Here is a 24,040-nt window from a genome sequence, read left to right on the forward strand (position 1 = left end):
CTTCTTGTACGACTGTTTTACTGCGCGATAGTTTTCACCGACACGCCACGTTCAACCGGCGTCGAGCGACCGTAGATATCTTCAAAACGCTCGATATCGTCTTCGCCCAGGTAGCTGCCCGATTGCACTTCGATGATCTCCAACGGGATCTTGCCCGGGTTGCGCAGGCGGTGCACCGAGGCGATCGGGATGTAAGTGGACTGGTTCTCGCAGAGCAGGAACACGTTCTCGTCACAGGTGACTTCGGCAGTGCCGCTCACCACGATCCAGTGTTCGGCGCGGTGGTGGTGCATCTGCAGCGACAGGCACGCGCCCGGCTTGACCGAGATGTGCTTGACCTGGAAGCGACCGCCCATGTCCACCGAGTCGTAGGAGCCCCACGGACGATAGACTTCGCAGTGGTTCTGGGTTTCGCTGCGGCCCTGTTCGTTGAGGGTGTTGACCATCTGCTTGACGCCCTGGACCTTGTCCTTGTGGGCAATCATCATCGCGTCCTTGGTTTCCACCACGACGATGTTTTCCAGGCCGATCACCGACACCAGTTTGCCGTTGCCGTGGATCATGCAGTTCTTGCTGTCCTGGATCACCACGTCGCCCTTGGTGACGTTACCGTTGGCGTCTTTATCGTTAACCGCCCACAGCGAAGCCCAGCAACCCACGTCGCTCCAACCGGCGCTCAGCGGTACGACGCAGGCGCGTTGGGTTTTTTCCATCACGGCGTAGTCGATGGAGTTGTCCGGGCAGCAGGCGAAGGTGGCTTCGTCGAAGGACACGGTGTCGGCATCTTGCTGGCTGCGTTCCAGGGTCAGCACGCAGGTGTCGTAGATGTCCGGGTCGTGCTTTTTCAGCTCTTCCAGGAAGCGGCTGGCGCGGAACAGGAACATGCCGCTGTTCCAGAAATAACCGCCGCTTTTGACGAACTCGACGGCGCGTTTTTCATCGGGTTTTTCCACGAACTGCTGCACGCGGCTAACGCCTTCGGGCAGCAGCGAATCGTTGGTGGACTTGATGTAGCCGTAGCCGGTTTCCGGACGAGTCGCCGGTACACCGAAGAGCACCATCTCGCCACGTTCGGCAGCCACGGTGGCCAGGGCCAGGGCGCGTTGCAGGGCTTTCTGGTCGTCGATCACGTGGTCGGCAGGCAACACCAGCATCAGCTCGTCACGGCCTTCGTTGACCAGCATCATCGCGGTCAGGGCCACGGCCGGCGCGGTGTTGCGACCGAACGGTTCCATCAGGATGCGTTGGCACTCCAGTTTACGGTTGGCCAGTTGCTCGTTGACGATGAAGCGATGGTCCTTGTTGCAGACCACGATCGGGGAGTCCATGCCTTCGAACACCAGGCGTTCCAGGGTTTGCTGGAACAGCGTGTGCTCACCGGTCAGGGCCAGGAATTGTTTTGGGAACTGTTTGCGGGAAAGCGGCCAAAGACGTGAGCCGCTACCACCGGAAAGGATTACTGGGATCATGTGTTTCTCCTTGAATCAATTGGGTCAGAGCCTGTGGGAGGGGGCTTGCTCCCGATGGCGGTGATTCAGTCAGCACATCTGTTACTGAACCACCGTATTCGCTAGCAAGCCCGCTCCCACAAGGGGGAGCGTCAATTTCAAAAGCTAATCAGCGGGTCGACACCGGGCGCTTGACCCAAACTGGCGACAAGCTCGAACCCGAGCCGGTGACATACAGCACCGCCGCTTCACCACGTTCCAACGCAACCGGCTTCACATCGCCGACTTTCTTGTCACCGTCATACAACGCCAGGCTCACTTTCACCGGGTTGATTTCGCGCTCGCCACGGCCTTTGGCAGCTACCGACTTGACCACATCAGTCTTGCCATCGGCGGTCTTCAGGGTCAGGGCCTTGTCGCTGAGGTTCTGCACGCGCACCAGAGACTTTTGCTTGTTCTTGAACGGCGGTTCCTCGATCAGTTGAGGTTGGCCGCTGCCGCTGTTGACCAAGGTGTAATAGTGATCGGCGGCGAGTTTGACCGGCAGGCTCTGGCTGCCAACCTTGGCGCTGTAGTCACCGCCCGGCATGAAGCTGAAGTCGCTGCTGGCCAGTGGCGCAACCTCGTTGAGATTGGTGTTGCCGACGGTGGCGCTGACTTCCTGGTTGCTGGCGTTGTAGATACGTACGAAGCTCGAACCTTTTGGCGCGGTAGGGCCGTAGAGCGCGGCATCACCACCGGCGAAGGCGGACAGGGATACGAAGCTCAGACCGGCAGCAATAGCCAGGGTTTTAGCGAGACGACGAGGAGTTGTAGTGAAAGTCATGTGAGTTACCTCTCTTTCAGTTTTGCGCCCGGTCGGGCGTCTCGGATTTCTGATTTTTAATAGCTGGGGTGTTCAGTGCCATGTTCTGTTGGCGCGAACCGGCTTGTTTAAGTTGCGCAACCCACGCGGGGTCGGCATCACCGATTTCGTTGTTTACGGGCAGATAACGTTCAGGAAACTCCCAGATCAGCACCTGTGGCGGGCTGTTCTTGAAGTCATCACTTTTCAGGTAGCTGAGCATCGGCAGGATCGGGCCGTGGCCGTCTTCGGAGTAGTTGATGACGTCGCTGCCCAAGGCTTGCTTGAGCGCACCGACAAAGTTCCAGTTCGGGTTGGCGCTGTAGCTGGTGCCCACGAGTGCCACCGGGGTTTCGCTGTCGGCAAACAGCGCGTCGTCGCCTTTGGTTTCGGCCAGGTGCGTGACGCGTTTTTCCAGCGGTTCTTTGGGCGGCATCAGGTTTTCGAACAGCGGGTCCAGGGGCAGGAACAGACGCAGGTCGCCTTTGTGTGGCTCGGTCTTTTCGGCCTCGGTGACAAAGCGCTGTGGCTCGCCGTGGAGCGGGGTCTTGTCGGCAATCGCCTTGGCCAATTGCTTGGCGGCGACTTCGGCACCGTCCGGTGTCCAGTGGGTGTCGGTGCGCAGGAACACTTGCTTACCGCTCAACTTGGCCTGTTGCAACGGGCCGAGCAGGTCGGGAGCAGGGATGTTGTCTGCGGCAACACGGGCATGGAAGTCCTGGTACAGATTGGCGTGGATGCTCGCCGGTTTTACTTCACCCAGGTGTTCCGGGTACAGGCGCACCTTGGCCGGCACGATCGCCATCACCAGTTGGATGCCTTGGGCTTTAAGCTTCTGGCGTACGCCTTCGACCAGCGCGTAGTTGCCTTGCAGGTTCTGGTCTTCGTTGACGGCGGGGTTGAACTCCTCGTCGCTGTACAACCAGTGATCGCGGCCCAGCACCACGCCAGGGCGGCCTTCATTGAACAGCTTGTAATCCAGCGCCGCCCAGAGGTTGGTGCCGAGGCGCTTGATCGGGAACTCGTCGTCGTAGTGAGTCTCGACGGCCTTGGTCCAGCGGCCGTTGAGCACCGTGGCCTCGGCGTTGGTGCTGAAGCCAAAGAAGCTACGCAGCGACCAGGCGCCCAGGGCCAACAGCAGCACCATGAACAGGCTGATATAGAGGACGCGTAATGAACGGGTCATGGTCGGCTCCCTCAGAATTGGAAGTAAAGGAACGGCGAGAAACTCTGCGCCGACAGTTTGAGAATCGACGCCACGAACAGCAGCAGCACCGCAGCGCGCATGGCGTAGCGTGGCCAGTCAGCGGTCCAGTAGGCCGGTTGCACGGCGGCGTCCTGGCCAACGGTGAAACCTGGCTGGTGGATGCTGCCGGGGTTGTCGCCGGGTACCGCCTTGATCAGGCTTGGGTCGACAGGCTTGGTTTTTTCAGCAGGGCGGTTGGTGTAGAAATCGCGCAGGCCGAAGAACGCCAAGGTTGCGTACGCCACCACCAGGGTTGCCACTTGCAGGCCAGTGAGGTTGGCGCGGTTGAGTTCCGACAGCGACCACTCACCAAAGCTGAACATCGCACCGTACATACGGCCGGCGACGTGCAGGTTTTCGGAGCGGAAGATCACCCAGCCCATTACCACCAGCAGGAAAGTGAAGGCCCAGCGGAGGACTTTGAAACTGCGCGGCGCGGTATTGAGGCCAATGGCTTTTTCAATCGCCAGCCACATGCCGTGCCAGGCACCCCACACGATGTAAGTGATGTTCGCACCGTGCCACAGGCCACCGAGCAGCATGGTCAGGAACAGGTTGCGGTAGGTGGTCAGCGTGCCTTTACGGTTGCCTCCCAGAGTGATGTACAGGTAGTCACGCAGCCAGGTAGAGAGGCTGATGTGCCAGCGGCGCCAGAACTCGGTGATCGACTGGCTGATGTACGGCTGCTTGAAGTTTTCCATGAAGCGGAAACCCATCATCAAGCCCAGGCCGATGGCCATGTCGCTGTAGCCGGAGAAGTCGAAGTACAGCTGCGCGGTGTAGGCCAGCGCGCCGAGCCAGGCATCGCCTGTGGTTGGGTTTTGCAGGGCGAAGCAATGGTCGGCCACCACCGCGAGGGTGTCGGCGATAAAGACCTTCTTGATGAAACCCTGCATGAACCGCGTGCAGCCCTCGGAGAACTTGTCGAGAGTGTGGGTGCGGTTGTTGAACTGGTCAGCCAAGTCGCGAAAACGCAATACCGGGCCGGCGATCAAGTGCGGGAAGATCGCCACGAATGCCGCAAAGTCGATCAGGTTGCGCGTCGCCGGAGTGTCGCCACGGTACACGTCGATGATGTAGCTGATGGACTCGAAGATGTAGAACGAGATCCCGATCGGCAACAGCACGTGGGTCAGGATGAACGGCTCCAGGCCGGCTGACTTCATCATCACGTTGATGCTGTCGACGCCGAAGTTGGCGTACTTGAAGTAGCCGAGGATGCACAGGTCGACCACCACGCCCAGCAGCAGCCAGCGTTGGGCCGGCTTGGTGCGCACGCCGGCTGCACCGACCTTGAGGCCGATCCAGTAGTTCCACAGCGTCACCGCCGCGAACAGCGCCAGGAAGTCCACTCGCCACCAGGCGTAGAACACGTAGCTGGCAATCAGCAGCAGCAGGTTGCGATAGCGTTGCCCGCTCAAGTAGTACAAGCCGAGAAAGATCGGCAAGAACAGAAACAGGAACACATTGGACGAGAAAACCATCCCGATCTCTCCATGTTTAACCAACAGTCAAGGGCCGCAGCCCCCCCCAAACCCCCCCACGAAAATACGGGGGGCGGTACAACAATTTCACTGGCAAGCGCGGTTCAAGTGTGGGAGGGGGCTTGCCCCCGATAGCGGTGTGTCATTCGACACAGAGGGCGACTGTTACACCGCCATCGGGAGCAAGCCCCCTCCCACATTTCTAACCGTGTTCCATCAGCTGCCTTTGTTGCCTTTTTCGTGCGACGGGTCGTAGACCTTGGTCAGGTCACCCCCGAGGCGGAAGGTTTTGAACGGCTGCATCCCGTGCTTGCGCTCCACCACATCCGGCGCGCAGGTGTAGAGGGTGCAGAAGGGTTCGAGCCAGGCGAATTTCATGTCCTGCTTCAAGTCCTTCATGTCCTGCTCTTTACCGTTCTTCTGTTCGAAGATCTCCGGATCCTTGACCCCGGCCAGCACTTTGTCGCCCAGGCGTTTGAGCGCGCTGTTGTTTTCCTGGCGCAGATCAACACCGTTGACCAAGGCAAAACTGGCGATCATCGACAGCGGCGGCAGGGCGTAGTTGTGGTACGACAGGGCGCGTTGCTGACGCTTCAATTCGTTGGGCAAGAAGCCTTGGTCGTCGACCTGATTCACGCCGACCTTGTATTCCTTGACCGCCCAATCAAACAGGTCGCGACGGTTGGTGGCGATGGACGTAGCCATCACCGACCAGGCGGCCCAGTAAGAGTGGTTGTTGGTTTTTTCCAGGGGCAGATTGTCCCAATCGCTTACCACTTGGTCGGCCAGTTTGTTGAACCAGGCTTCGATCAGCTGCGATTCCTGCTGGTGATTGGCCAGCGGGTGCGAGTCGGAGAACTTCAAACGCACATAGGCCGAAGCCATGCTGCCCAGTGCCCATTTGCGCATGGACTTGCCGGTGTGGTTGAAGTCCTTGGACATCAACGCATCGGCCTTGGCCCACGACACCAGCCAGTTCAAGGTGCATTCAAGCTGCTCCGGGCGACCGTCACGCATGAACTGCATCACGCGTTTGCTGGTGTCTTTTTCCAGCTTAGTGATGTCGGCCGTGCTGTCACGAAAGGCTTTTTCCGACTGCACGTTCAGCGTGGAGCGGGCCTTGTCGGAGCCTTCGTACTTGCTGCGAAACTGCAGAGGCCCGGTGTAGGGCGTCGGCATGGTGTCGCAGTTTTCCTTGAAGTCGCCCGTCTTGAACGCTTCGATTGGTGCGAAGTAGCCCTGGGGCGGACGCAGTGGGGCGGCGGCGTTGACCGAGCCGGCGAAGATCGCCAGGCCCAGCAACGATGGAATCCATAACTTCTGCATAAGTAACCTCATTGCCCGAGTGAGGCAGTCTTCTGACCGCCGCTTGGGAATACGTTGCGTGTGCAAATTTTCGCTTCGACCTTCTGCGCGGCAGCGCCCGCTTCGGGGCCCTGCACTTCCACGGCCAGCAAGTTCTGCGAGGCCCAGTCTTCATCGGTGCGCAGTTCAAAGGCGAAACGCCCGTCTGTATCGGATGTTTCGGGTTTCTCGATCTTGATGTCCTCGTGGCGCCCGTTCATGTACCAGAGGGTGGCTTGCAAGGTTTTCACCGATGGATCGGCGAAGCGGATATCAACCTGATGGTTGGCGTTGCGCAGGTCTTTGTTCGAACTGTTAACCATCAATTCGTTCTTGCCGGGTTTCAATGTAGTGCTCGCGGTCATCTGCGCGGTCTTGCCTTCGCAGCCGTTGTCGAGCAGCGACATCATCTGGCGGTAGATGGTCTCCTGGTCCAGGCGATACAGCGGCGAGAATTCCCAGATAAGGATTTTCGGCGGGGTCTTCTGGAATTCTTCGCTGCCCAGGTACTGGATCATCGAACCTTCCAGGCCGCCGCCGGGAAAGGCCACGTTGAGAATGTCGGCACCGATTTCCTGCTCCAGGAAGCCGGCGAAGTTGTAGTTCTTGCCGCTGTGGCTGGTGCCCACGAGGGTGATCTGCGGGTTGCCCGAGTCGCCGAACAGGTCGCCGTCACCGGCTTCGCCCTTGGGCTCGGTGGTGAACTGGTCCATGTACTGGATCGCGTAGCTGGTGCCGCACAATTGCCCGGCCATGTTGTGCAGGGTGCCGGTCTTGCCCATGCGCCCGGAGCGCTTGGTCTCGAATTCACGCTTCGGAATATCGGCAAACTCAGGCATCGCACGCACTTTGGCGCCGACGATTTTCGCAGTGCGCTGGGCGCCGTATGGGGTCCAGTGCTGGTCGCCACGGAAGTAGAAATCGTGGGCCGGCAGTTCATCCGGCAGTTGCTCATTGGTGAGCGGCGACAGGTCCGGCACCACGTAGCCCATCTTGGCGAAACGGCCGAGCATGGTTTTGTAGTTGCCCAGGGCCTTGTCGAAGTCGAACTTGGCTTTCTCTTCAGGGTTGAGCTTGTTGCGGTTCACCAGGCCACGGGTCGGCTGGTAGACCACCACCAGTTCCACGCCCTTGGCCTTGAACGCATCGTGCAGTTGTTGCATGCGTTTGTAGCCGGCGGGGCTGGTGTCGAATTCGGTACGCAAGTCTTCCTGGGTACGGAACAGCCAGTCGCCCTGGGCTTCTACCAGGGTGGTGAAGTTCTGCTGGTAGCGCGTGGTGTAGTTCTTCGCGTCGTGGGCGGCCGGGCACAGGCTGCAGCACGGTTCGGCGGTGAAGGTCGGTGCCTTCAGTTCGTCGGCGCGTACGCCCTGGCTGGCCGCGAGCAGGCCGAGGGTCAGACCCGAGAGGCTCAGCAGTTTGATCATGTGTGGGTGCATAAGGGTCATCCTCAGTCCTGCATTTCGGTCTGGCGTTCGACAGGGTCGATCAGCACGGCTTTCTGCTGGCGTACCAGCAGGTCGAGAATTTCTTCCTGGCGTTCGCCTAGGACGCCGGAGAAGCTGATGCCACTGGATTTGGTCGGCGCCAGCATCGACACGCGATACAGCTCAATGCTCAGCGGCGAGTCGATGGACAGCGGCCCGCTGCCGTTCCCTGCCAGCTCACCGCCGACCACGATCAGCGAGACCTTGGCGTCGAATGGGTCGAGGGCGATGTCGCGGTCGGTGTCGGTCAAATCCTTGATGTGGCCGTACACGCCGGTCAGGCCGTTGGCCATCGAGGTGTTTTCGTACAGCTTGATGTTCACGCTGTTACGCACCCGAATGCCGTGGCGACGGTTGCTGATCACCTTGTTGCCCCACAACAGGTTGTCGCCGCTCTCATAGAGGGTGATGCCGTCAGTGTGGTTGCGGTAGATCTCGTTGTCGGCGATCAGGTTGTTGACGCTATTACGGTCGATCACCAGGCCCGAAAGCTTGTTGTCGTAGCTGCGGTTGTTGAAGATGAAACTGTCGTTCACTTCACGGGAAATGATGATGCCGTGCTTCTTCTTCGTGCCGTAGACGGTGTTGTCCGCGATGATCAGGCCGTGGGAACGGTCGTGGGGGTCAATGCCGTAGACGATGTTGTCTTTGTAGGTATTGCCCTTGATCACGAAGCCCGTGGTCTCATAGCAGTAGAAGCCGTACCACATGTCCGAGAACTCGGAGTCGATGATCCAGCCGGTCGGTTCAGGGCGCTTGAGCACCTTGGCCATGTTCGGCGTGTACTGGGAAATACTCACCCCGTACGACTTACTGTTGGCGTAGCCGAAACTGGCCATCTTGGTCTTGGAGATGTACGTCTCGGTGCCGCCCCAGGCCAGCAGGAACGGGCGGAATTCCTTCGGCGACTTGAACAGCGCCGGGCCGTTGGCCTTTTCGTCCCAACCGGTGATTTTGGTGTCACGCACAAACAACTGGCCGTCGTTGATCAGGAACGAACCGGCCTGTTGGGACAGGCGCAGCTCCTGGGTCTTGTTATCGATGTCCAGGATGCCTTTGCGCCCGACCACGATCGGCAACTTGGCCAGGAACACACCCGGCGAGGTTTCGCTGAAGTACTGCTTGGGCACTTTACCCAGCAAGTCCTTGAGGTTCATGTAGCCGTCGTCGACAAAGATCGCCTGTGGAATGCCGTGTTGGCGCACTACCCATTCGGCCATCTTGTTGTCGCCGCCGATAAAGTCCTTGAGGGCGTCTTCCTGCATCATGCGGCGGATGCTGATTTTGCCGGGCTTGCTGCGCACGATCTTCTTTTCCATCGCGGCGGCGGTGTAGCCCGACAGGTCCGGCAGGGTCGGCTTGGCCATTTCCAGCGGCGCCGTAGGCGGGCTGGAAATGGTGTAGGTCTTGGCCTGTTGCAGTTCCTTGGCGATGGTCGGCGCCTTGGCCGCCGTATCGGCGAACGCTGTGGCGCTGGCCATCAGCATTGCCGCGACGAGTAGGCTTTGAGCATTCATTGCGCAGGCTCCCATCAGAATTTCCAGACCACGTCGACAAAGGCGCGGTGCATGTAGGAGTCGACTTTGCTGCCGTAAGCGTCGCCCGGTTTGAACACACCGGCACGGAAACGCACCAGGGCCGAGGGTTCGTCAACCGACTGGCTGAGCGCGGCGGGCAGAAGGCCTTTCTTGAAGTACTTGGTGACGACCAGGTCCATCTCCTGACCGAGGTCTTTCTTGCCGTCGGCCAGTGGCAAGGAGGTGCTGGCGACGATGTCACCGGCGGCGTCGGTGGTGTTATCCAGCGCGGCAATGCCGTTGCTGCTCACCGGCTTGTTGCCATCCACGCGCCAGAACTTGTGGTACACCAGGCTGGCGTCGTAGTCCTCGCGCAACTGCCAGGACCCGAACAGGCTCATGGACTGCATGTTGTTCATCTCGCCGCGAAACGCTTCGCCGAAGCGGTGCACGCGGGACTGAGTACCGGTCCAGTTCGAACGGTTGCTTTGCAGGCCGTTCTGCTCGTAATCGGCGCTGGCGCGGGAGTAAGCCGCACCCACTTGCCACTGCGGGTCGAGGCGCAGGCGCACGCCGATATCGGTGGCCCAGCCACTGAGATTGTCACTGCGCTTGGCCTGATCAGGGCTCGAACCGTCGGACTTCAACGCGTTGACCTTGTCGCGGTCGCCACGCATGCCCGTCACGCTTGCCCAGTAGTTGACGGTGTTGGTGTTGCGCCAGTTGTAGGCGTCGCTGTTGGCTTCGATGCCGAGCCAGGTCAGGTCGCCGTTTTCGCGCTTGTCCAACGAGTCGGTGGGTTGACCCGGTTCCGGGTAGTCGAGCTTGCCGTTGTCATGGGTGTGATGACCGCGCAGGCCGATCCACTGGCCTGGCGTCCACTGGTAAGCGGCGTCGGCGTAGAGGTGCTGGCGGTCCTTGTCGACAGGCGACAGTTCCTTGAGGTCGGTGCGGTATTCGCTGAAGCGTTCGGCGACGCCCACGTTGGCTTTGAGCAAGGTGGTGTCGAAGGTCCAGTTCAGCGCTTCGATGTTGGTGTCGCGCCATTGGCCGTCGTCATTGCGCAGGCGTTGGCGACCGAGCTTGAGGATCTCGCCAGGGTAGGGCGTGAAGCCGCTGTAGCCGACCCAGAATTCGCGCATCGCCAAGTAGTTCTTCTTGGTCTTGCGGTCGTTGTTGGTGGTTTGCTGGTTTTCGTCGTCGGCCGACTGTTGCAGGGTGTCGGTCTCGATGATGTCGCTCGATGCAACCGCCTGGCCCATGGCGTAGGCGCTCCAGTTGCCGCTTTCACCGTAGATCCAAGGGCGCAGGTCGATACCGACGCCGTTGACGTCGCCGCCTTTTTGCGTGCCCAGGTCGCGGTCATCTTCGGACTGGCCGGTGATTTTCACTTCCAGGCCGAAGTTCTTGGCTTCGGTCAGCGCGGCCAGGGTCGGGCACGACCACAGCAGGGCGAAGGTCAGGCCAATACCGGCCTTGACGAATGGATTGAGCTTCATAGGGATTCCTCGCCGTCGTCTTCTTCATCCAGGGCGTGCAGTTGCAACGTGCTCTGGGCCAGGGTGCCGCGGGCGGCCAGTTCCTGTTGCACCAGGCGTTGGCCCTGGGCGCGTTGTTCCGGCGTCAGCGGTGCTTCGAGCTGGGTGGCCAGCTCAACGGCTTGCGGGGTGTCCTGGGCTTTGGCCAATTGGCTGAAGACATAGGCGTTCAATGGGTCGGGCTTGGTGCCCTTGCCTTGGGAAAACAGTTGGGCGATGGCGAAGTCGGCGCTGTTCTGGCCGTTTCGCGCCGCGGTCAGCAAGTGGTCCAGGGCCTTTTGCGGGTAGACCTTGCCGAGGTAGCCACGGCGGTAGATCTGGCCGAGGTAGTAATCGGCAGCGACTTCCTTGCCCACGGCTTTTTCGAAGTGCGCTTCGGCGGCCTTGGCATCGGCCGGTACCCACTTGCCTTCGTAGTAGAGCTTGCCCAGGAGCAGTTCGGCGCGAGGCTGGTCGGCGGCGCGGCCGTTGTCGAGGTACTTCATCATTTGGTCGACGTCGCCCAGTTCCGGGAAGTCGTAGAGCAGTTGCGCGAGGCTGACCCAGGACGCAGGGTAGCCAGGGGCGATTTTTTCCAGCAGGGCCTGGGCGGTTTTTTCGTCCGGCGTGCCAAGGGTGGCATCGCCGAGCACACGGGCGACGCTGTCGACGCGCTGGGCGGTGACGGTGCCACGGCTGTAACCGGCTTCCATCTGCTTGAGCAATTCGGCCTGTTTTTCCGGCGCGGCTTGTTTCTGATAGACCGTGGCCAGCTCGACGTAGCAGATATCGGTGGTGTTCAGCGCGGCTTTGCAGATGCGCTCCACATCATCCAGGTGCTGGTCGTAGGTGCCTTGGGTGCGATACAGCAGCACTTGCGCAAGGCCGGCTTCCGGGTAACCGTCGGCCTGCCATTTGCTGATTTGCTGCTGGGCGTTCACATTCGGGAAGCTGTGCGGGTATTGCAGGTACAGCATCGCCAGTGGAATCAGGGTGTTGCCTTCACCATTGGCAAAGGCTTTTTTCAGCAAGCCTTCAGCTTCATGGTGCTCGGCTTCGGTGGAGCCAGGCTTGGCCACCAGCAGGCGCCCCAGGCGAGCCTGGGCGCGCGGCGAAGTGTCTGCCGCTGCACGGTAAGTGGCTTCGGCCTGTTTGATTTGCGCCGGATCGCGGGTGCCTACCTGGATATCGGCCAGGCCCACTTGGGCCTCGCTGTAACCCAGGTCTGCCAGTTGCTGGTAATTCTGCTGCGCGGTGACGGTGTCGCCACGCTTAAGCGCTTCATTGGCCAGGCGTTGGTCGGGCAGGCCGGCGCAACCGGCGAGGCTCACCGCAATAGCCAGCAACGCCACCGAACCCATGTGGGAGGGGGCTTGCTCCCGATACAGGCGACCCGGTCCGTCAGGCAAACCGCGCTGATCCCATCGCGAGCAAGCCCGCTCCCACAGGGATTGCGGTGTTTTTAGGCGCGTCATCACAGGCATCTCCTCGCTTACAGTCCGGCAGCCATGGCTTTATCGATCAGCCAGTTCAGCGATGGGCCGCGGTCGCTGGTGACTTCCACCGGGCGGCCGGCGAATGCGCTGTCCAGCGGTGCATCAGGCTTGATCTGTACGCGGATGTCGGAGGACAGGTCGGCGCTGTTCAGGCTGGTGCTGCTGACGATGGTGCCGGTACGCACTTGGTCTTCGTCGGCAACCTGGAAGCTCACTGGCGTACCTGGGCGCACGTCGCCGAACTGGCGATAGGTGAAACGCGCTTCCACATTGGCCGGAGCGCCGCGTGGCACCAGTTGGAAGATCACATCGCCTTTGCTGGCGTACTGACCGTCGGCGACCATTTGCTGGGCAACTACGCAATCACACGGCGAGGTCAGGGTGCCGGTCATTTGCTTGCCGAACAGTTCTTCAACCTTGGCCGGTTGCAGCTGGTCTTCGTCCAAATGGCCCTTGAGCACATCCAGCATGCTGGTGCTGAAGGTCGCCAGCGGCGCGCCTTTGGCGGCGATCGCGTCACCTTTGAGCAGGCTTTGCACGGTGCCGTCGCGCGGCATCGTCACGTTCATACCCGGCACGCTGACCAGACCGGCCTGGGCGTGGCTGACGAAGTACATGCCGTACACCGACTTGAAGACAAACCCGAACGCCGCCAGGCCCACGATGAAGATCCCCGCGCTGAACGTCACTGCACGCAGGCGACCGAGTGCGGTCATGCCGCTGCCGCTGTCCTTGACCTTGCGCGCCTTGGTGAAGTTGTCGCGTTGCAGGGTCGCCAGCACGTCACCCATGGACACGATGTCGCCGGACAAGTGCGAGGTGATCAGGTGGCGCAGGGTGGAAATATCCTGCTGTTCCAGGTTCTGGAACTGGCAACCGGTACGGCCGCTCTGGCGGTCGTAAGAGCGGATCTGCAATTCGACGTCCATCGCCAGACCGAGGTTATCGATCACGAACTGCAGGCGACCCTTGTGCACTTCGCCGACGTTGAGCGGTTGGGTTGCAGTGAATGCCAGGCCACCGGCGGACAGGTCCAGAACCCGCGCTTCGGTGGGTTTGCCGTCATTGCCGAAGAAGCGCAATTTGGCCGGGATTTTTACCCGTGCGTGTTGGCGTTGGGCTTCGGATTCGTGGACAACATTGACGTTTGCTTGGCTGTTCATAATTTTCGATTTCCTAGTTAATTCAGGCTTGGCAGGGTCAGACCATCATCAGCAACACGGCGACGAAAATGCTGCCGGCGGAGAAGGTCATGGTCCGAGACGACCAGGTGTTGAACCAACGTTGAAAGCTGGCCAAATCGCGGGTCAGTTTGGTGTCCTGGCGAGTCCAGGACTGTTGATCAAGGCGGAAGAACACGTAGATCTTCACCAGCGCGCCCATGATCTGGTTGTAATAGAGAATCGCCGGGTAAGCCGGGCCGATCTTGTGGCCGGAACACGACAGCAACAGCGTGAGGATCAGGCGGGTAATACCGATCCACAGCAGGTATGCGAGGATGAACGCGCCGCCGTATTTGAAGGTGGCGATAATCGCCACGGTCAGGCCGAGCAGGGAGGTCCACATCGACACGCGCTGGTCGAACAGCACCACGCTGGTGAACAGACCGAGGCGGCGTACGCCCAGGCCGAGGGCGCGGGAGTTCTGGCGCAGGTTGTTGCCGTACCAGCGGAACATCAGCTTGCGGCTGGCCTTGATAAAGCTCTTTTCCGGCGGGTGTTCCACGGTGTTGATCGCGGCGTCCGGCACGTAGAAGGTGTCGTAGCCCAAGCGCATCAGGCTGAACCAGCTGGACTTATCGTCGCCGGTGAGGAACTTGAACCGGCCCAGGCGCCAGTGTTGCAGCGAGTCGCTTTCCACGTCGGCGATAAAGCCCGGGTCGGTGACCACGCTGGCGCGGAACACCGACATGCGACCGGTCATGGTCAGCACGCGCTTGGACAGGGCCATGGAGCACATGTTGATGTGGCGCTGGGCGAAGCGCAGTTTGTGCCACTCGCTCATGATGTAGCCGCCGCGTACTTCGCAGAACTCGTTGGTGGTCAGGCCGCCGACATTGCCGAACAGCTGGAACCACGGCACGGTTTTGCGCACTACGCCTTCGGCAAGCACGGTGTCGCCATCGATCACCGCCACCACGGCGCGGTCGTCCGGCAAGTGGCGGGAGATGGCGCGGAAACCGAAGGCCAGGCCGTCGCGCTTGCCGGTGCCGGCGATGCGCACGAAGTCGAGCTTCACGTGCTCTGGAGGGTTCATCTTCTCCCAGAGGCTCTTGACCAGCAGCTCATCGGACATTTCCACCAGCGAGCAGACCACGGTGGTGGGGAAGCCGCATTCGATGGCCTCGCGGATCACGGAGCTGTAGACCTGCGCGGTGGTCAGCGCATCGATCCTGAAGCTTGTAACCATCAGGAACACGTGGGACGGGTCGGCAGACTTGCCCAGCTTGCGCACTTTACGACGCAGGTGCGGGTAGACCACGTACAAGAACAGCATGCCGCGAAAGAAATGCGTAGCACCCATCGAATAGCGCCAGATACCGACGGCGCCAATCAGGAAAATAAAATTCTTCGACTCGGAGTCGAACGTACTCGCCGGCAACAGCAGGGCGAGACCCATCAGCAGGCTGAGGAAGAACAGCCAGCCGGCGGATTGCAGTAGTACGTGTTTTAACTTGGACATAAGCATCTTCCGAAGGTGAAGGAGGTTTCAGGCGGCGAGCGCTGGGGATGGAAACGCGCGCCGCCTGAAACTTGCCGTTGCTGTTACCAGCAGATGCCTTCGGTGCGACCGGTCGCGCAGGTGGCTTTGGACATGAAGCCCACCAGGTCGATCACTTGCTTGCCGTGCGGTGCGTTCTGCGCCAGGGCGCGGAATTTCTCGTCACGGTTACCGAGGATGATCACGTCGGAGTTATTGATCACGTCGTCGAAGTCCGAGTTGAGCAGGGACGACACGTGCGGGATCTTGCCTTCGATGTAATCTTTGTTCGCACCGTGGACACGGGCGTACTCGACGTTGCTGTCGTAGATGCTCAGGTCGAAACCTTTGCCGATCAGCATTTCTGCCAGCTCTACCAGCGGGCTTTCACGCAGGTCGTCGGTACCGGCCTTGAAGCTCAGGCCCAGCAGGGCGACTTTGCGTTTGTCGTGGCCGGCAACGATGTCGAAGGCGTTCTGCACCTGGGACTCGTTGCTGCGCATCAGCGAGTTGAGCAGCGGCGCTTCCACGTCCAGGGTGCTGGCGCGGTAGGTCAGGGCGCGCACGTCTTTTGGCAGGCACGAGCCGCCGAACGCAAAGCCTGGGCGCATGTAGTACTGGGACAGGTTGAGGGTCTTGTCCTGGCAGACCACTTCCATCACTTCACGACCATCGACGCCGACGGCCTTGGCGATGTTGCCGATCTCGTTGGCGAAGGTCACCTTGGTGGCGTGCCACACGTTGCAGGTGTACTTGATCATCTCGGCAACGGCGATGTCCTTGCGGATGATCGGTGCGTCGAGTTCTTCGTACAGGGATTGCAGGACATCGCCGGAAGCTTTGTCGAACTCGCCGATGACGGTCATCGGTGGCAAGTCGTAGTCGGCGATGGCGGTGGATTCACGCAGGAATTCCGGGTTGACCGCGACACCGAAGTCGACGCCGGCTTTCTTGCCGGAGCAGTCTTCGAGGATCGGGATTACCACGTTGGCCACGGTGCCTGGCAGTACGGTGCTACGCACGACGACGGTGTGGCGGGTGGCTTTGTCACGCAGGACAAAACCGATCTCGCGGCACACGGCTTCGATGTAGTCGAGTTCCAGATCGCCGTTTTTCTTGCTCGGCGTACCGACGCAAATCATCGACAGGTCGGTATCACGGATGGCGTCGGCGAAGTTGGTGGTGCCGCGCAGTCGACCGGTTTCGATACCCTGGCTCAACAGCTCGCCCAGACCCGGTTCAACGATTGGCGATTTGCCAGCGTTGATCAGGTCGATCTTATCCTTGGAGATGTCTACGCCTACCACTTCGTGGCCACGGGCAGACAAGCAACCGGCACACACTGCGCCAACGTAACCTAGACCAAATATGCTGATGCGCATCGCATTTACCTCTGTGTTAATCATGCCAATTAATGGCCGGAGTTCATGTTTGCAAGCGTCACAAATGCCACGAAAGTTAGGCGAATAGACGCCGACTTACCGCGTACAGGCATGTTGAATAATGAGTGACTAACGATTGCACTCAAGTTGTGCGCAACTTGGCCTTATTGTTGGGACCTGCCCTCAAATGCAGCCGGCCTTCCTGGGAGAAGGGCCTGGCGCCAGTGCCGCAGGGCTTTGATAGAGGCGGCAAGCCTTTAAATATCAATGCCTTGGGTTGTGTCACTGACCATTAGGGGAGGCTTAGCCCTGGCCTTATAGGGAGAAGCAAATCATCCTTGTCGCCGCTCTTAATTAATCGGTTGGCAATATGACCAATGAGTCAAAGTTTAATATGACAACTTCGCTACTTCCGTTGGTCGCCATGTAAGTCATCTCCTACAGAAACAGAGAATTTCGTTACCGGTGGTATGAGCCGTGCTTTGGGACGAAGTTCCAGACCGCCTATCTAGAGCGCTGAAATTTCTTGAAATATTAGGAGGGATGGCACTAGTACTATATTGATAGCACTTGCTATTTGGGCCAGTAGTTATAGGGAGTTGGCTTGGAGAGATAGTTTTGTGCCACTAGTGTTTTAAAAAAGTGGTGCCACTACGAAAAAAATTTAGAAATGTCGAGTGAAAGAAACGTTAGGAATGCGACAGGATATTTTTTGACGTCAAAACGTTGGCGTTTGTCGGATTCAACGCAGATAAAAATGTGGGAGGGGGCTTGCTCCCGATAGCGGTGTATCAGTCATCCAATCAGTGACTGACACTCTGTTATCGGGAGCAAGCCCCCTCCCACATTTGAACATCGGTGCTGTTGAGAGCTTTATTCCGGTGCGTGATCGCGCAAAAACACCAGGTTGTCCGGTTTGGACTGCTCCGCATTGAAGCGATAACCCTGCACATCGAACTGCTTGAGCTTGGCGGGATCGTTGATGCGTTCTTCAATCACAAAGCGACTCATCATGCCCCGGGCCTTTTTGGCGTAGAAGCTGATGATCTTGTATTGGCCATTCTTCAGGTCTTTGAACTCGGTGTTGATGATCCGAGCGTTCAGGGCTGTGCGCTTGACCGCCGAGAAGTACTCGTTGGACGCCAGGTTGAGCAGCACGTCATCGCCTTGCTCGGCCAGGGCTTCGTTCAGCCATTCGCTGATGCGCGTGCCCCAGAAGGCGTACAGGTCCTTGCCACGTGCGTTGGCCAGTTTGGTGCCCATCTCCAGGCGATACGGCATCATCAGGTCCAGAGGGCGCAGCAGGCCGTAAAGGCCCGAGAGCATGCGCAGGTGGTCCTGGGCGTAGCTGAAGTCGGCATCGGTGAAGGTGTCGGCGTTGAGGCCGGTATACACGTCGCCCTTGAATGCCAGCAAGGCTTGTTTGGCGTTTTCAGGGGTGAAAGCCGGGGTCCAGCTGCCGAAACGTGCGGCGTTGAGGCCGCCGATTTTGTCGGAGACGTGCATGAGTTCGCTGATTTGCGCTGGGCTGAACTCACGCAGTTGCTCGATCAATTCCTGGGAATGGTCCAGGAACTGCGGCTGGGTGAAGCGTGGGGTCGCCGGTTTTGATTCGAAATCGAGGGTTTTGGCGGGGGAAATCACCGTCAGCATGAAGTCGTCTCCTGTAATCGTGGGGGGATTCTAGGGGCTCGGGCGTTTTGACTCCACCTATGATGGCGATAGGCGCGATCCGCTATGATGGCCGGTGACTCTGGAGAGGGAGACCCTGCGTGCGAATAGCGCTTTTGTTGTCGGCTTGCCTGCTGTGCCTGAATGCCCAGGCGGCACCGGTGGATGTAGCCAGCCTGGACCGTGGCACCTGGCCGGAAAAACTCAGCAGCCCTGCGCTGTTCGACGTAGCCTCGCGCGCCGAAATCCTGATGTTCGCCCGCAGCCTGTTGGCCAGCGAGTCCCTGGATGACGCGGCGCTCAAGCAGCGCCTGGGCCTGAGGATCATCAACCAGGCCGCCATCGACGACCTGCGCCGCCAGCTCTGGCAACGCCTGCTGGAAAACTACACCGTCGCCCAGCAGAGCTGCGAGGTGGATGCCTCGTTCTGCTACCTGGTGGAAAACATGGACGACCTGCGCGAACAGGCCGGCAAGTTCGAAGTCAGCCAAGACTCCTTCTATATAGGTTGGGCCGCCCCCAGCCATACCTTCCATGAACGTTACCTGGACGAACTGCTGAGAAAGGCCGCACTTTTCCCGCAGATCAGCAGCGAAGTTGCTCGGTTTGGCGACCATGAGCGCAATGGCGACGAATTCAACGACCGCCTGTTCCTGCTGACGTTCGACGGCGGCCCTGCACCGGTCAGCGGCAATACCGACTGGCTCGCCGACTACCTGCGCAAGCAGAAGATGAACGCAACGTTCTTTGCCCTCGGCAGCAGCTTGCAAACCCGTGTGGAGCGCAGTTCCGCCGCGCAAGTGGAGGCGTTATACCAAGGCCAGTGCGTCGGCACCCAGGGTTGGCAGTACCGCTCCCACAGCCATTGGGTGGACTGGCAGAGCTCCGTCACCCGCAGTGCGTCGTTGGTACAGAACCTGATGCCGGAAAACTACGTGCCGCTGTTCCGCCCACCGTACGGCCAGCGCCGCGCGGACAGTCAGGGCTTCTTTCAATCCCAGGGTTTGCAGGTGGCGTTGTGGGACATCGATTCCCAGGATGATCCAGGCAAGCTCAAGGCCGAGGAGTCGATGCAGCGCGTTCTCACACTGATGTTGCTATGGCGCAAAGGGGTGATCGTGTTTCACGACACTCAAGACAAAGCGCGGGTGGCATTGCCGCTGTTGCTACAGGCAACGGCGCAGAGTGGCTTGGGTTGGCAGGACTGCCGGGAAGCATTTCGTTAAAAAGATGAAGTGCCCGGCCCTGTTGGGTATGAGGCGTTTTCGGGGTGATTTTGTGCGACATTTCGATGCAGGCGGACTTCCGACTTTAACGGGGTGCATGGCACTCGGCTAGTGCTATTCGTCATCCTGAAAAATAAACTTCAAAAAAGCGTCAAAGTGCTTTTTCCTGTCATGGGTTTTGCGGTATTACGAAGTCAGATCGCCGAAACCTGCAACACAGGTGGCGTCTTCCAAGACTCCTCATGTGGGCACTGCGCTTGACGTCACTCAGGTGCAGTCGGTGGTCGAATCAAGGCGCAGCACTGTCGTGGTATTGCGTCGACTGGCTCCCACAAAGGTGACCGAGTATGGATGATCATGGACGCACCCCTTCTTCCGACCAGCCAATCCTTTATGTGCTTGATACCAACGTATTGATCCACGATCCAAACGCACTGCTCAATTTCGAAGAGCACCACGTCGCCATCCCGATGATCGTGCTTGAGGAACTCGACAAACTCAAAAGTGGGCACCACAGCGTTGCCGCCGAATGCCGCCAGGCCATCCGCCTGATCGACAAGACCCTGGGCGAAGCGTCACCCGAGGACGTTGAAGTCGGCGTGCCGATCCAGCGTGGCAAAAGCGGGCCCAAGGGCTTGCTGTCGATTCTGATGAGCAAGCGCAGCGAGCCCAACAGCCTGCTGCCGGAAAACCTCAACGACAACAAAATCATTAACCAATTGATCGACCTGCACGCGCGTGACAAGGACTTGCGCCTGGTGTTGGTGACCAAAGACATCAATATGCGCCTCAAGGCCCGAGCGTGTGGGATCGCGGCCGAGGACTACAGCACCGACCAACTGGTCGATGACGTTTCAATGCTGTCCCGTGGTTATCACACGGTGACCGGTTCCTTCTGGGACCTCGTGAGCAAGGTCGAAACCCGTCAGGACCATGGCCGCACCTGGCACCAGGTACAACTGATCGACAACCTGCCGGCCGTGCACATCAATGAATTCATCATCGACGAACAGGGCTTCGTGGGCTGGATCAAAGAGATCCAGGTCGACAAGCTGCTGATCCTCGACCTGCATCAGGAACCCCTGTTGCACCAGGAAGCCTGGGGCCTGAAACCGCGCGACATCTACCAGAGCCTGGCGCTGTATGCGCTGCTCGATCCGGACATCCACCTGGTCAACCTGACCGGCGCTGCGGGTTCGGGTAAAACCATCCTCGCCCTGGCTGCCGCCATCGAGCAGACCATGGTGACCAAGCGCTATCGCCGCATCATCGCCACCCGCTCCGTGCAGGGGCTAGACCAGGAAATTGGCTTCCTGCCCGGCACCGAAGCGGAAAAAATGGAGCCGTGGCTCGGGGCGATCACCGACAACCTCGAAGCCTTGCACATGGATGACGAAAACACCCATGGCAGCGTCGACTACATCCTCAGCAAAGTGCCGTTGCAGTTCAAATCCCTCAACTACATCCGAGGTCGCAGCTTCCAGCAGAGCCTGATTTTGATCGATGAATGCCAGAACCTCACGCCGCACCAGATGAAAACCATCATCACCCGTGCCGGCGCCGGTTCCAAAGTGGTGTGCCTGGGCAACCTGGCACAGATCGACACCCCTTACCTGTCCGCGACTAGCTCCGGGCTGACCTACCTGACTGAACGCTTCAAAGACTTCCCGAACGGCGTGCACATTGCGCTGCAGGGTGTTCCACGTTCGATCCTGGCTGAATACGCAGAGTCTCATTTGTAAATGCGGTCAGTGTGGGAGGGGGCTTGCTCCCTCCCACATTTTGTTGTGTGTTGGGTTTACAATCGCGGCTCCTGATCAGGAGTATCGCTGTGCTGACTCATCTCGATTCCCAAGGTCGCGCCCATATGGTCGACGTCACCGACAAGTCCGTGACGTTCCGTGAGGCGGTGGCTGAAGCGCGGGTGCGCATGTTGCCAAGCACCCTGCAAATGATTGTCGACGGCGCCCATCCCAAGGGCGACGTGTTTGCCGTGGCCCGCATCGCCGGGATCCAGGCAGCAAAAAAAACCAGTGATCTGATCCCCCTGTGCCATCCGCTGATGCTCACCGGCGTCAAGGTCGAACTGAGTGCCGATGGCGAGGACGCGGTGCATATCGTGGCGCGCTGCAAGCTGTCCGGGCAGACCGGCGTGGAGATGGAAGCATTGACGGCAGCCAGCGTCGCTGCGCTGACCCTCTACGACATGTGCAAGGCCGTGGATCGCGGCATGACCATCGAAAGTATTCGCCTGCTGGAAAAGCTGGGCGGCAAGAGCGGGCATTTCAAGGCGGATCAAGTATGAGTATTAACGTCCTGTTTTTTGCGCGCTACGCCGAATCGGTGGGCTTCGATTCGCTGGAGATGGAAGGTGAGTTTGCCACCGTGGATGCCGTGCGCCTGGCGCTGGCCAGTGACCCGGAGTTTGCAGTCCTCAACGAGCCAAGTCTGATGTGCGCCCGCAATGAGGAGTTGTGCAGTCTCGACGAACCGGTACACGCCGGAGACGAAGTTGCCTTCTTCCCGCCCGTGACCGGAGGCTGAACATGGCCATCCGTGTGCAGGTTGAGGCGTTTGATCCCGGTGCTGAAGTTAACGCAATGCACGCGGCCAACGTGGGCGTGGGCGCGGTGGTGAGTTTTGTCGGTTATGTACGCGACTTCAATGATGGTCGCGACGTATCGGGGATGTTCTTGGAGCATTACCCCGGCATGACCGAAAAGGCCCTGGCCAAGATCGCCGTGGAAGCAGAGCAGCGTTGGCCGTTGCTCAAGCTGGACGTACTGCACCGCGTCGGCGCGTTGGAGCCGGGTGAGCCGATTGTGTTTGTCGCGGCAGCCAGTGCCCATCGCCAGGCTGCGTTTGATGCCTGTGCGTTTGTGATGGATTACTTGAAGACGCGAGCGCCGTTCTGGAAGAAAGAGAACACCCCAGAAGGTTCGCGTTGGGTGGAAGGGCGGGACAGCGACCACGCTGCAGCGGACCGCTGGAAGTAGCCAGCCGAACACAGAACCAAATGTGGGAGGGGGCTTGCCCCCGATAGCGGTGTGTCAGTCAAATTATGTATCGACTGATCCACTGCTATCGGGGGGCAAGCCCCCTCCCACAGTTTTGACCGGGTTTCAGCTTACGGGCGTTTGCGTTCTACAGCTCGCAGCAAGTGCGTCGGCGGTGTCTCGCAGCTGATCTTGCGCCCCAGCAACGTCTCGATCGACGGCAACTGATACGAGTCATCTTCCCCGGCAAAGCTGATCGACACACCCGCTGCGCCCGCACGGCCAGTACGGCCAATCCGGTGCACATAGTCGTCCGGTACTTCCGGCAGGGTGAAGTTGATCACGTGGCTGATGCCATCGATGTGAATCCCACGGCCCGCCACGTCAGTGGCCACCAGCACGCGGATCTTGCCTTCGCGGAAGCCTTCCAGTGTCTTGATGCGCTTGTGTTGCGGCACATCGCCGGACAGTTGCGCGGCGTTGACGCCATCACGTACCAGGCGCTCTTCGATGCGGCGTACTTCGTCTTTGCGGTTGGCGAACACCATCACGCGCTCCCAACCGTTGTCGTTGATCAGGTTGTAGAGCAGTTTGTACTTGTCGGCACCGGCCACCGCGTAGATGTGCTGTTCGACGTTTTCGCTGGCGACGTTCAGCGCTTCAATCTCGACGATGGACGGGTCGGTGGTCCACTGCTTGGCGAGGTTCATCACGTCTTCGGTGAAGGTCGCGGAGAACAGCAGGGTCTGACGCTCGTTTTTCGGCGGGGTCTGACGAATGATCTGGCGCACTTGCGGGATGAAACCCATGTCGAGCATGCGGTCGGCTTCGTCCAGCACCATCACTTCGACCATGTCCAGGTGCACGTCGCCGCGCTGGTTGAAGTCCAGCAGGCGGCCAGGGGTCGCTACCAGAATGTCGCAGTGACGGGCTTCGAGGTGTTTGAGCTGCTTGTCGAAGTCCATGCCACCGACGAAGGTCATCACGTTAAGGCCGGTGTATTTGGTCAGGTCGGCAGCGTCCTTGGCGATCTGCACCACCAGTTCCCGGGTCGGGGCGATGATCAGCGCGCGCGGTTCACCCATGTAGCGCTCTTTCGGCGGCGGCGTTTGCAGCAGCTGGGTGATGATCGAGATCAGAAACGCGGCGGTCTTGCCAGTGCCGGTCTGGGCACGGCCGATGGCGTCTTTGCCGGCAAGGGTAAAGCCCAATACCTGCGCCTGGATCGGCGTGCAGTACGGGAAGCCCAGGTCCTGGATGGCATGCATCAGTTCCGGGGCCAGTTTGAAGTCGTGGAAACGGGTTTTACCTTCCTGGGGCTCGACGACAAAGTCTTCGAGTTTCCATGGGATCACCGGCGGTTTAGGGGCGCGTTCCCGGCGAGGCTTGGGGGCGGGCGCGGCTTCAGCCTGAGGGGTTGCCTGTTCGGGCGATGTCACCGGCGGCGTCTTCGGCTGCGCGATAGGAGCGGTCCGGTCGGGCTGTTGGCCGTCATTGCGGCTGCCGGAGGCGGGGACAGGAGCACTGGGGACAGGCGCGAGCGGCTCAGCCTCGCTTTTGCCGAACATCTTCTTAAGTGCTTTGAGCACGGTGATCTCATTAATTGGTTAAGGAATGTACGCCGGGCAGTGTAATGCAAGAATCGGGCGCGGCGTAGTGTGTCTGTCATACGGCTACATAAA

General features: G+C 59.6%; 19 protein-coding genes. 5 read left to right on the forward strand and 14 right to left on the reverse strand.

The window, feature by feature from the left end; translation table 11 throughout:
• Window positions 1-17: 17 nt before the first annotated feature.
• The 13 genes from ACEN2T_RS08320 to yaaA form a co-directional block, all read right to left on the reverse strand.
• Entirely contained in the window at window positions 18-1,469 is a 1,452-nt protein-coding gene (locus ACEN2T_RS08320; protein ID WP_032886351.1) for a mannose-1-phosphate guanylyltransferase/mannose-6-phosphate isomerase, read from the reverse strand.
• Window positions 1,470-1,617: 148 nt separating this feature from the next.
• Window positions 1,618-2,274, reverse strand: coding sequence for an alginate O-acetyltransferase AlgF (locus ACEN2T_RS08325; protein ID WP_032886353.1), 657 nt, complete (start codon window positions 2,272-2,274; stop codon window positions 1,618-1,620).
• 16 nt (window positions 2,275-2,290) lie between these two features.
• Window positions 2,291-3,478, reverse strand: a complete 1,188-nt coding sequence (locus ACEN2T_RS08330; RefSeq protein ID WP_032886354.1) for an alginate O-acetyltransferase — start codon at window positions 3,476-3,478, stop codon at window positions 2,291-2,293.
• Between the two features lie 11 nt (window positions 3,479-3,489).
• Window positions 3,490-5,022, reverse strand: coding sequence for an MBOAT family O-acyltransferase (locus ACEN2T_RS08335; RefSeq protein WP_442116555.1), 1,533 nt, complete (start codon window positions 5,020-5,022; stop codon window positions 3,490-3,492).
• A gap of 216 nt (window positions 5,023-5,238) precedes the next feature.
• Window positions 5,239-6,348 (reverse strand): mannuronate-specific alginate lyase, encoded by a 1,110-nt coding sequence (locus ACEN2T_RS08340; RefSeq protein WP_081797682.1) that lies wholly within the window; start codon window positions 6,346-6,348, stop codon window positions 5,239-5,241.
• Between the two features lie 8 nt (window positions 6,349-6,356).
• Window positions 6,357-7,805 carry an alginate O-acetyltransferase gene (locus tag ACEN2T_RS08345; protein ID WP_032886487.1) on the reverse strand — a complete coding sequence of 483 codons (1,449 nt, stop codon included), beginning with the start codon at window positions 7,803-7,805 and terminating at the stop codon, window positions 6,357-6,359.
• Between the two features lie 11 nt (window positions 7,806-7,816).
• Window positions 7,817-9,385, reverse strand: coding sequence for a mannuronan 5-epimerase AlgG (algG, locus tag ACEN2T_RS08350; protein ID WP_032886358.1), 1,569 nt, complete (start codon window positions 9,383-9,385; stop codon window positions 7,817-7,819).
• Window positions 9,385-10,869: an alginate export family protein gene (locus ACEN2T_RS08355; protein WP_032886361.1), complete on the reverse strand. Its 1,485-nt coding sequence runs from the start codon at window positions 10,867-10,869 to the stop codon at window positions 9,385-9,387. The genes algG and ACEN2T_RS08355 overlap by 1 nt, the downstream gene beginning before the upstream one ends.
• Complete coding sequence (gene algK, locus ACEN2T_RS08360; protein ID WP_032886363.1) at window positions 10,866-12,248, reverse strand: alginate biosynthesis TPR repeat lipoprotein AlgK; 1,383 nt, start codon at window positions 12,246-12,248, stop codon at window positions 10,866-10,868. Before algK ends, ACEN2T_RS08355 begins: the two co-directional genes overlap by 4 nt.
• Before the next feature lie 131 nt (window positions 12,249-12,379).
• Window positions 12,380-13,546 (reverse strand): alginate biosynthesis protein Alg44, encoded by a 1,167-nt coding sequence (locus ACEN2T_RS08365; RefSeq protein ID WP_032886365.1) that lies wholly within the window; start codon window positions 13,544-13,546, stop codon window positions 12,380-12,382.
• A gap of 37 nt (window positions 13,547-13,583) precedes the next feature.
• The gene (gene alg8 / locus ACEN2T_RS08370) at window positions 13,584-15,065 is read right to left on the reverse strand and encodes a mannuronan synthase (RefSeq protein ID WP_032886367.1); all 1,482 of its coding nucleotides are present in this window, start codon (window positions 15,063-15,065) and stop codon (window positions 13,584-13,586) included.
• Window positions 15,066-15,148: 83 nt separating this feature from the next.
• Entirely contained in the window at window positions 15,149-16,465 is a 1,317-nt protein-coding gene (locus tag ACEN2T_RS08375) for a nucleotide sugar dehydrogenase (RefSeq protein ID WP_095183884.1), read from the reverse strand.
• Between the two features lie 873 nt (window positions 16,466-17,338).
• Entirely contained in the window at window positions 17,339-18,118 is a 780-nt protein-coding gene (gene yaaA, locus ACEN2T_RS08380; RefSeq protein WP_095183885.1) for a peroxide stress protein YaaA, read from the reverse strand.
• 119 nt (window positions 18,119-18,237) lie between these two features.
• Here yaaA and ACEN2T_RS08385 point away from each other — a divergent pair, with 119 nt between their 5' ends.
• From ACEN2T_RS08385 to moaE, 5 genes are all read left to right on the forward strand, one after another.
• On the forward strand, window positions 18,238-19,362 hold the full coding sequence (locus tag ACEN2T_RS08385) for a polysaccharide deacetylase family protein (RefSeq protein ID WP_122752431.1): 1,125 nt from the start codon (window positions 18,238-18,240) through the stop codon (window positions 19,360-19,362).
• A 347-nt stretch (window positions 19,363-19,709) separates the two neighbouring features.
• Complete coding sequence (locus tag ACEN2T_RS08390) at window positions 19,710-21,104, forward strand: PhoH family protein (RefSeq protein ID WP_032886372.1); 1,395 nt, start codon at window positions 19,710-19,712, stop codon at window positions 21,102-21,104.
• An 89-nt stretch (window positions 21,105-21,193) separates the two neighbouring features.
• Window positions 21,194-21,667 (forward strand): cyclic pyranopterin monophosphate synthase MoaC, encoded by a 474-nt coding sequence (gene moaC / locus ACEN2T_RS08395; RefSeq protein WP_032886373.1) that lies wholly within the window; start codon window positions 21,194-21,196, stop codon window positions 21,665-21,667.
• Window positions 21,664-21,906, forward strand: a complete 243-nt coding sequence (gene moaD / locus ACEN2T_RS08400; RefSeq protein WP_032886374.1) for a molybdopterin converting factor subunit 1 — start codon at window positions 21,664-21,666, stop codon at window positions 21,904-21,906. The genes moaC and moaD overlap by 4 nt, the downstream gene beginning before the upstream one ends.
• A 2-nt stretch (window positions 21,907-21,908) precedes the next feature.
• The gene (gene moaE / locus ACEN2T_RS08405; RefSeq protein WP_095183887.1) at window positions 21,909-22,358 is read left to right on the forward strand and encodes a molybdopterin synthase catalytic subunit MoaE; all 450 of its coding nucleotides are present in this window, start codon (window positions 21,909-21,911) and stop codon (window positions 22,356-22,358) included.
• A gap of 131 nt (window positions 22,359-22,489) precedes the next feature.
• Here the strand turns inward: moaE and rhlB are convergent, their stop codons facing one another.
• On the reverse strand, window positions 22,490-23,953 hold the full coding sequence (gene rhlB / locus ACEN2T_RS08410; RefSeq protein WP_177326431.1) for an ATP-dependent RNA helicase RhlB: 1,464 nt from the start codon (window positions 23,951-23,953) through the stop codon (window positions 22,490-22,492).
• Window positions 23,954-24,040: the final 87 nt, after the last annotated feature.

The sequence above is a fragment of the Pseudomonas sp. W22_MBD1_FP4 genome, assembly GCF_052113765.1.
Taxonomy (GTDB): Bacteria; Pseudomonadota; Gammaproteobacteria; order Pseudomonadales; family Pseudomonadaceae; genus Aquipseudomonas; species Aquipseudomonas sivasensis.

Excerpts from the sequence above, each read along its gene's own strand:
- yaaA (WP_095183885.1), bottom strand. The coding sequence starts at position 18,118 with ATGCTGACGGTGATTTCCCCCGCCAAAACCCTCGATTTCGAATCAAAA.
- ACEN2T_RS08335 (WP_442116555.1), bottom strand. The coding sequence starts at position 5,022 with ATGGTTTTCTCGTCCAATGTGTTCCTGTTTCTGTTCTTGCCGATCTTT.
- algG (WP_032886358.1), bottom strand. The coding sequence starts at position 9,385 with ATGGGAGCCTGCGCAATGAATGCTCAAAGCCTACTCGTCGCGGCAATG.
- ACEN2T_RS08325 (WP_032886353.1), bottom strand. The coding sequence starts at position 2,274 with ATGACTTTCACTACAACTCCTCGTCGTCTCGCTAAAACCCTGGCTATT.
- ACEN2T_RS08365 (WP_032886365.1), bottom strand. The coding sequence starts at position 13,546 with ATGAACAGCCAAGCAAACGTCAATGTTGTCCACGAATCCGAAGCCCAA.
- ACEN2T_RS08340 (WP_081797682.1), bottom strand. The coding sequence starts at position 6,348 with ATGCAGAAGTTATGGATTCCATCGTTGCTGGGCCTGGCGATCTTCGCC.
- ACEN2T_RS08345 (WP_032886487.1), bottom strand. The coding sequence starts at position 7,805 with ATGCACCCACACATGATCAAACTGCTGAGCCTCTCGGGTCTGACCCTC.
- ACEN2T_RS08330 (WP_032886354.1), bottom strand. The coding sequence starts at position 3,478 with ATGACCCGTTCATTACGCGTCCTCTATATCAGCCTGTTCATGGTGCTG.
- ACEN2T_RS08355 (WP_032886361.1), bottom strand. The coding sequence starts at position 10,869 with ATGAAGCTCAATCCATTCGTCAAGGCCGGTATTGGCCTGACCTTCGCC.
- ACEN2T_RS08375 (WP_095183884.1), bottom strand. The coding sequence starts at position 16,465 with ATGCGCATCAGCATATTTGGTCTAGGTTACGTTGGCGCAGTGTGTGCC.
- moaD (WP_032886374.1), top strand. The coding sequence starts at position 21,664 with ATGAGTATTAACGTCCTGTTTTTTGCGCGCTACGCCGAATCGGTGGGC.
- algK (WP_032886363.1), bottom strand. The coding sequence starts at position 12,248 with ATGGGTTCGGTGGCGTTGCTGGCTATTGCGGTGAGCCTCGCCGGTTGC.
- alg8 (WP_032886367.1), bottom strand. The coding sequence starts at position 15,065 with ATGTCCAAGTTAAAACACGTACTACTGCAATCCGCCGGCTGGCTGTTC.
- moaE (WP_095183887.1), top strand. The coding sequence starts at position 21,909 with ATGGCCATCCGTGTGCAGGTTGAGGCGTTTGATCCCGGTGCTGAAGTT.
- ACEN2T_RS08320 (WP_032886351.1), bottom strand. The coding sequence starts at position 1,469 with ATGATCCCAGTAATCCTTTCCGGTGGTAGCGGCTCACGTCTTTGGCCG.
- ACEN2T_RS08390 (WP_032886372.1), top strand. The coding sequence starts at position 19,710 with ATGGATGATCATGGACGCACCCCTTCTTCCGACCAGCCAATCCTTTAT.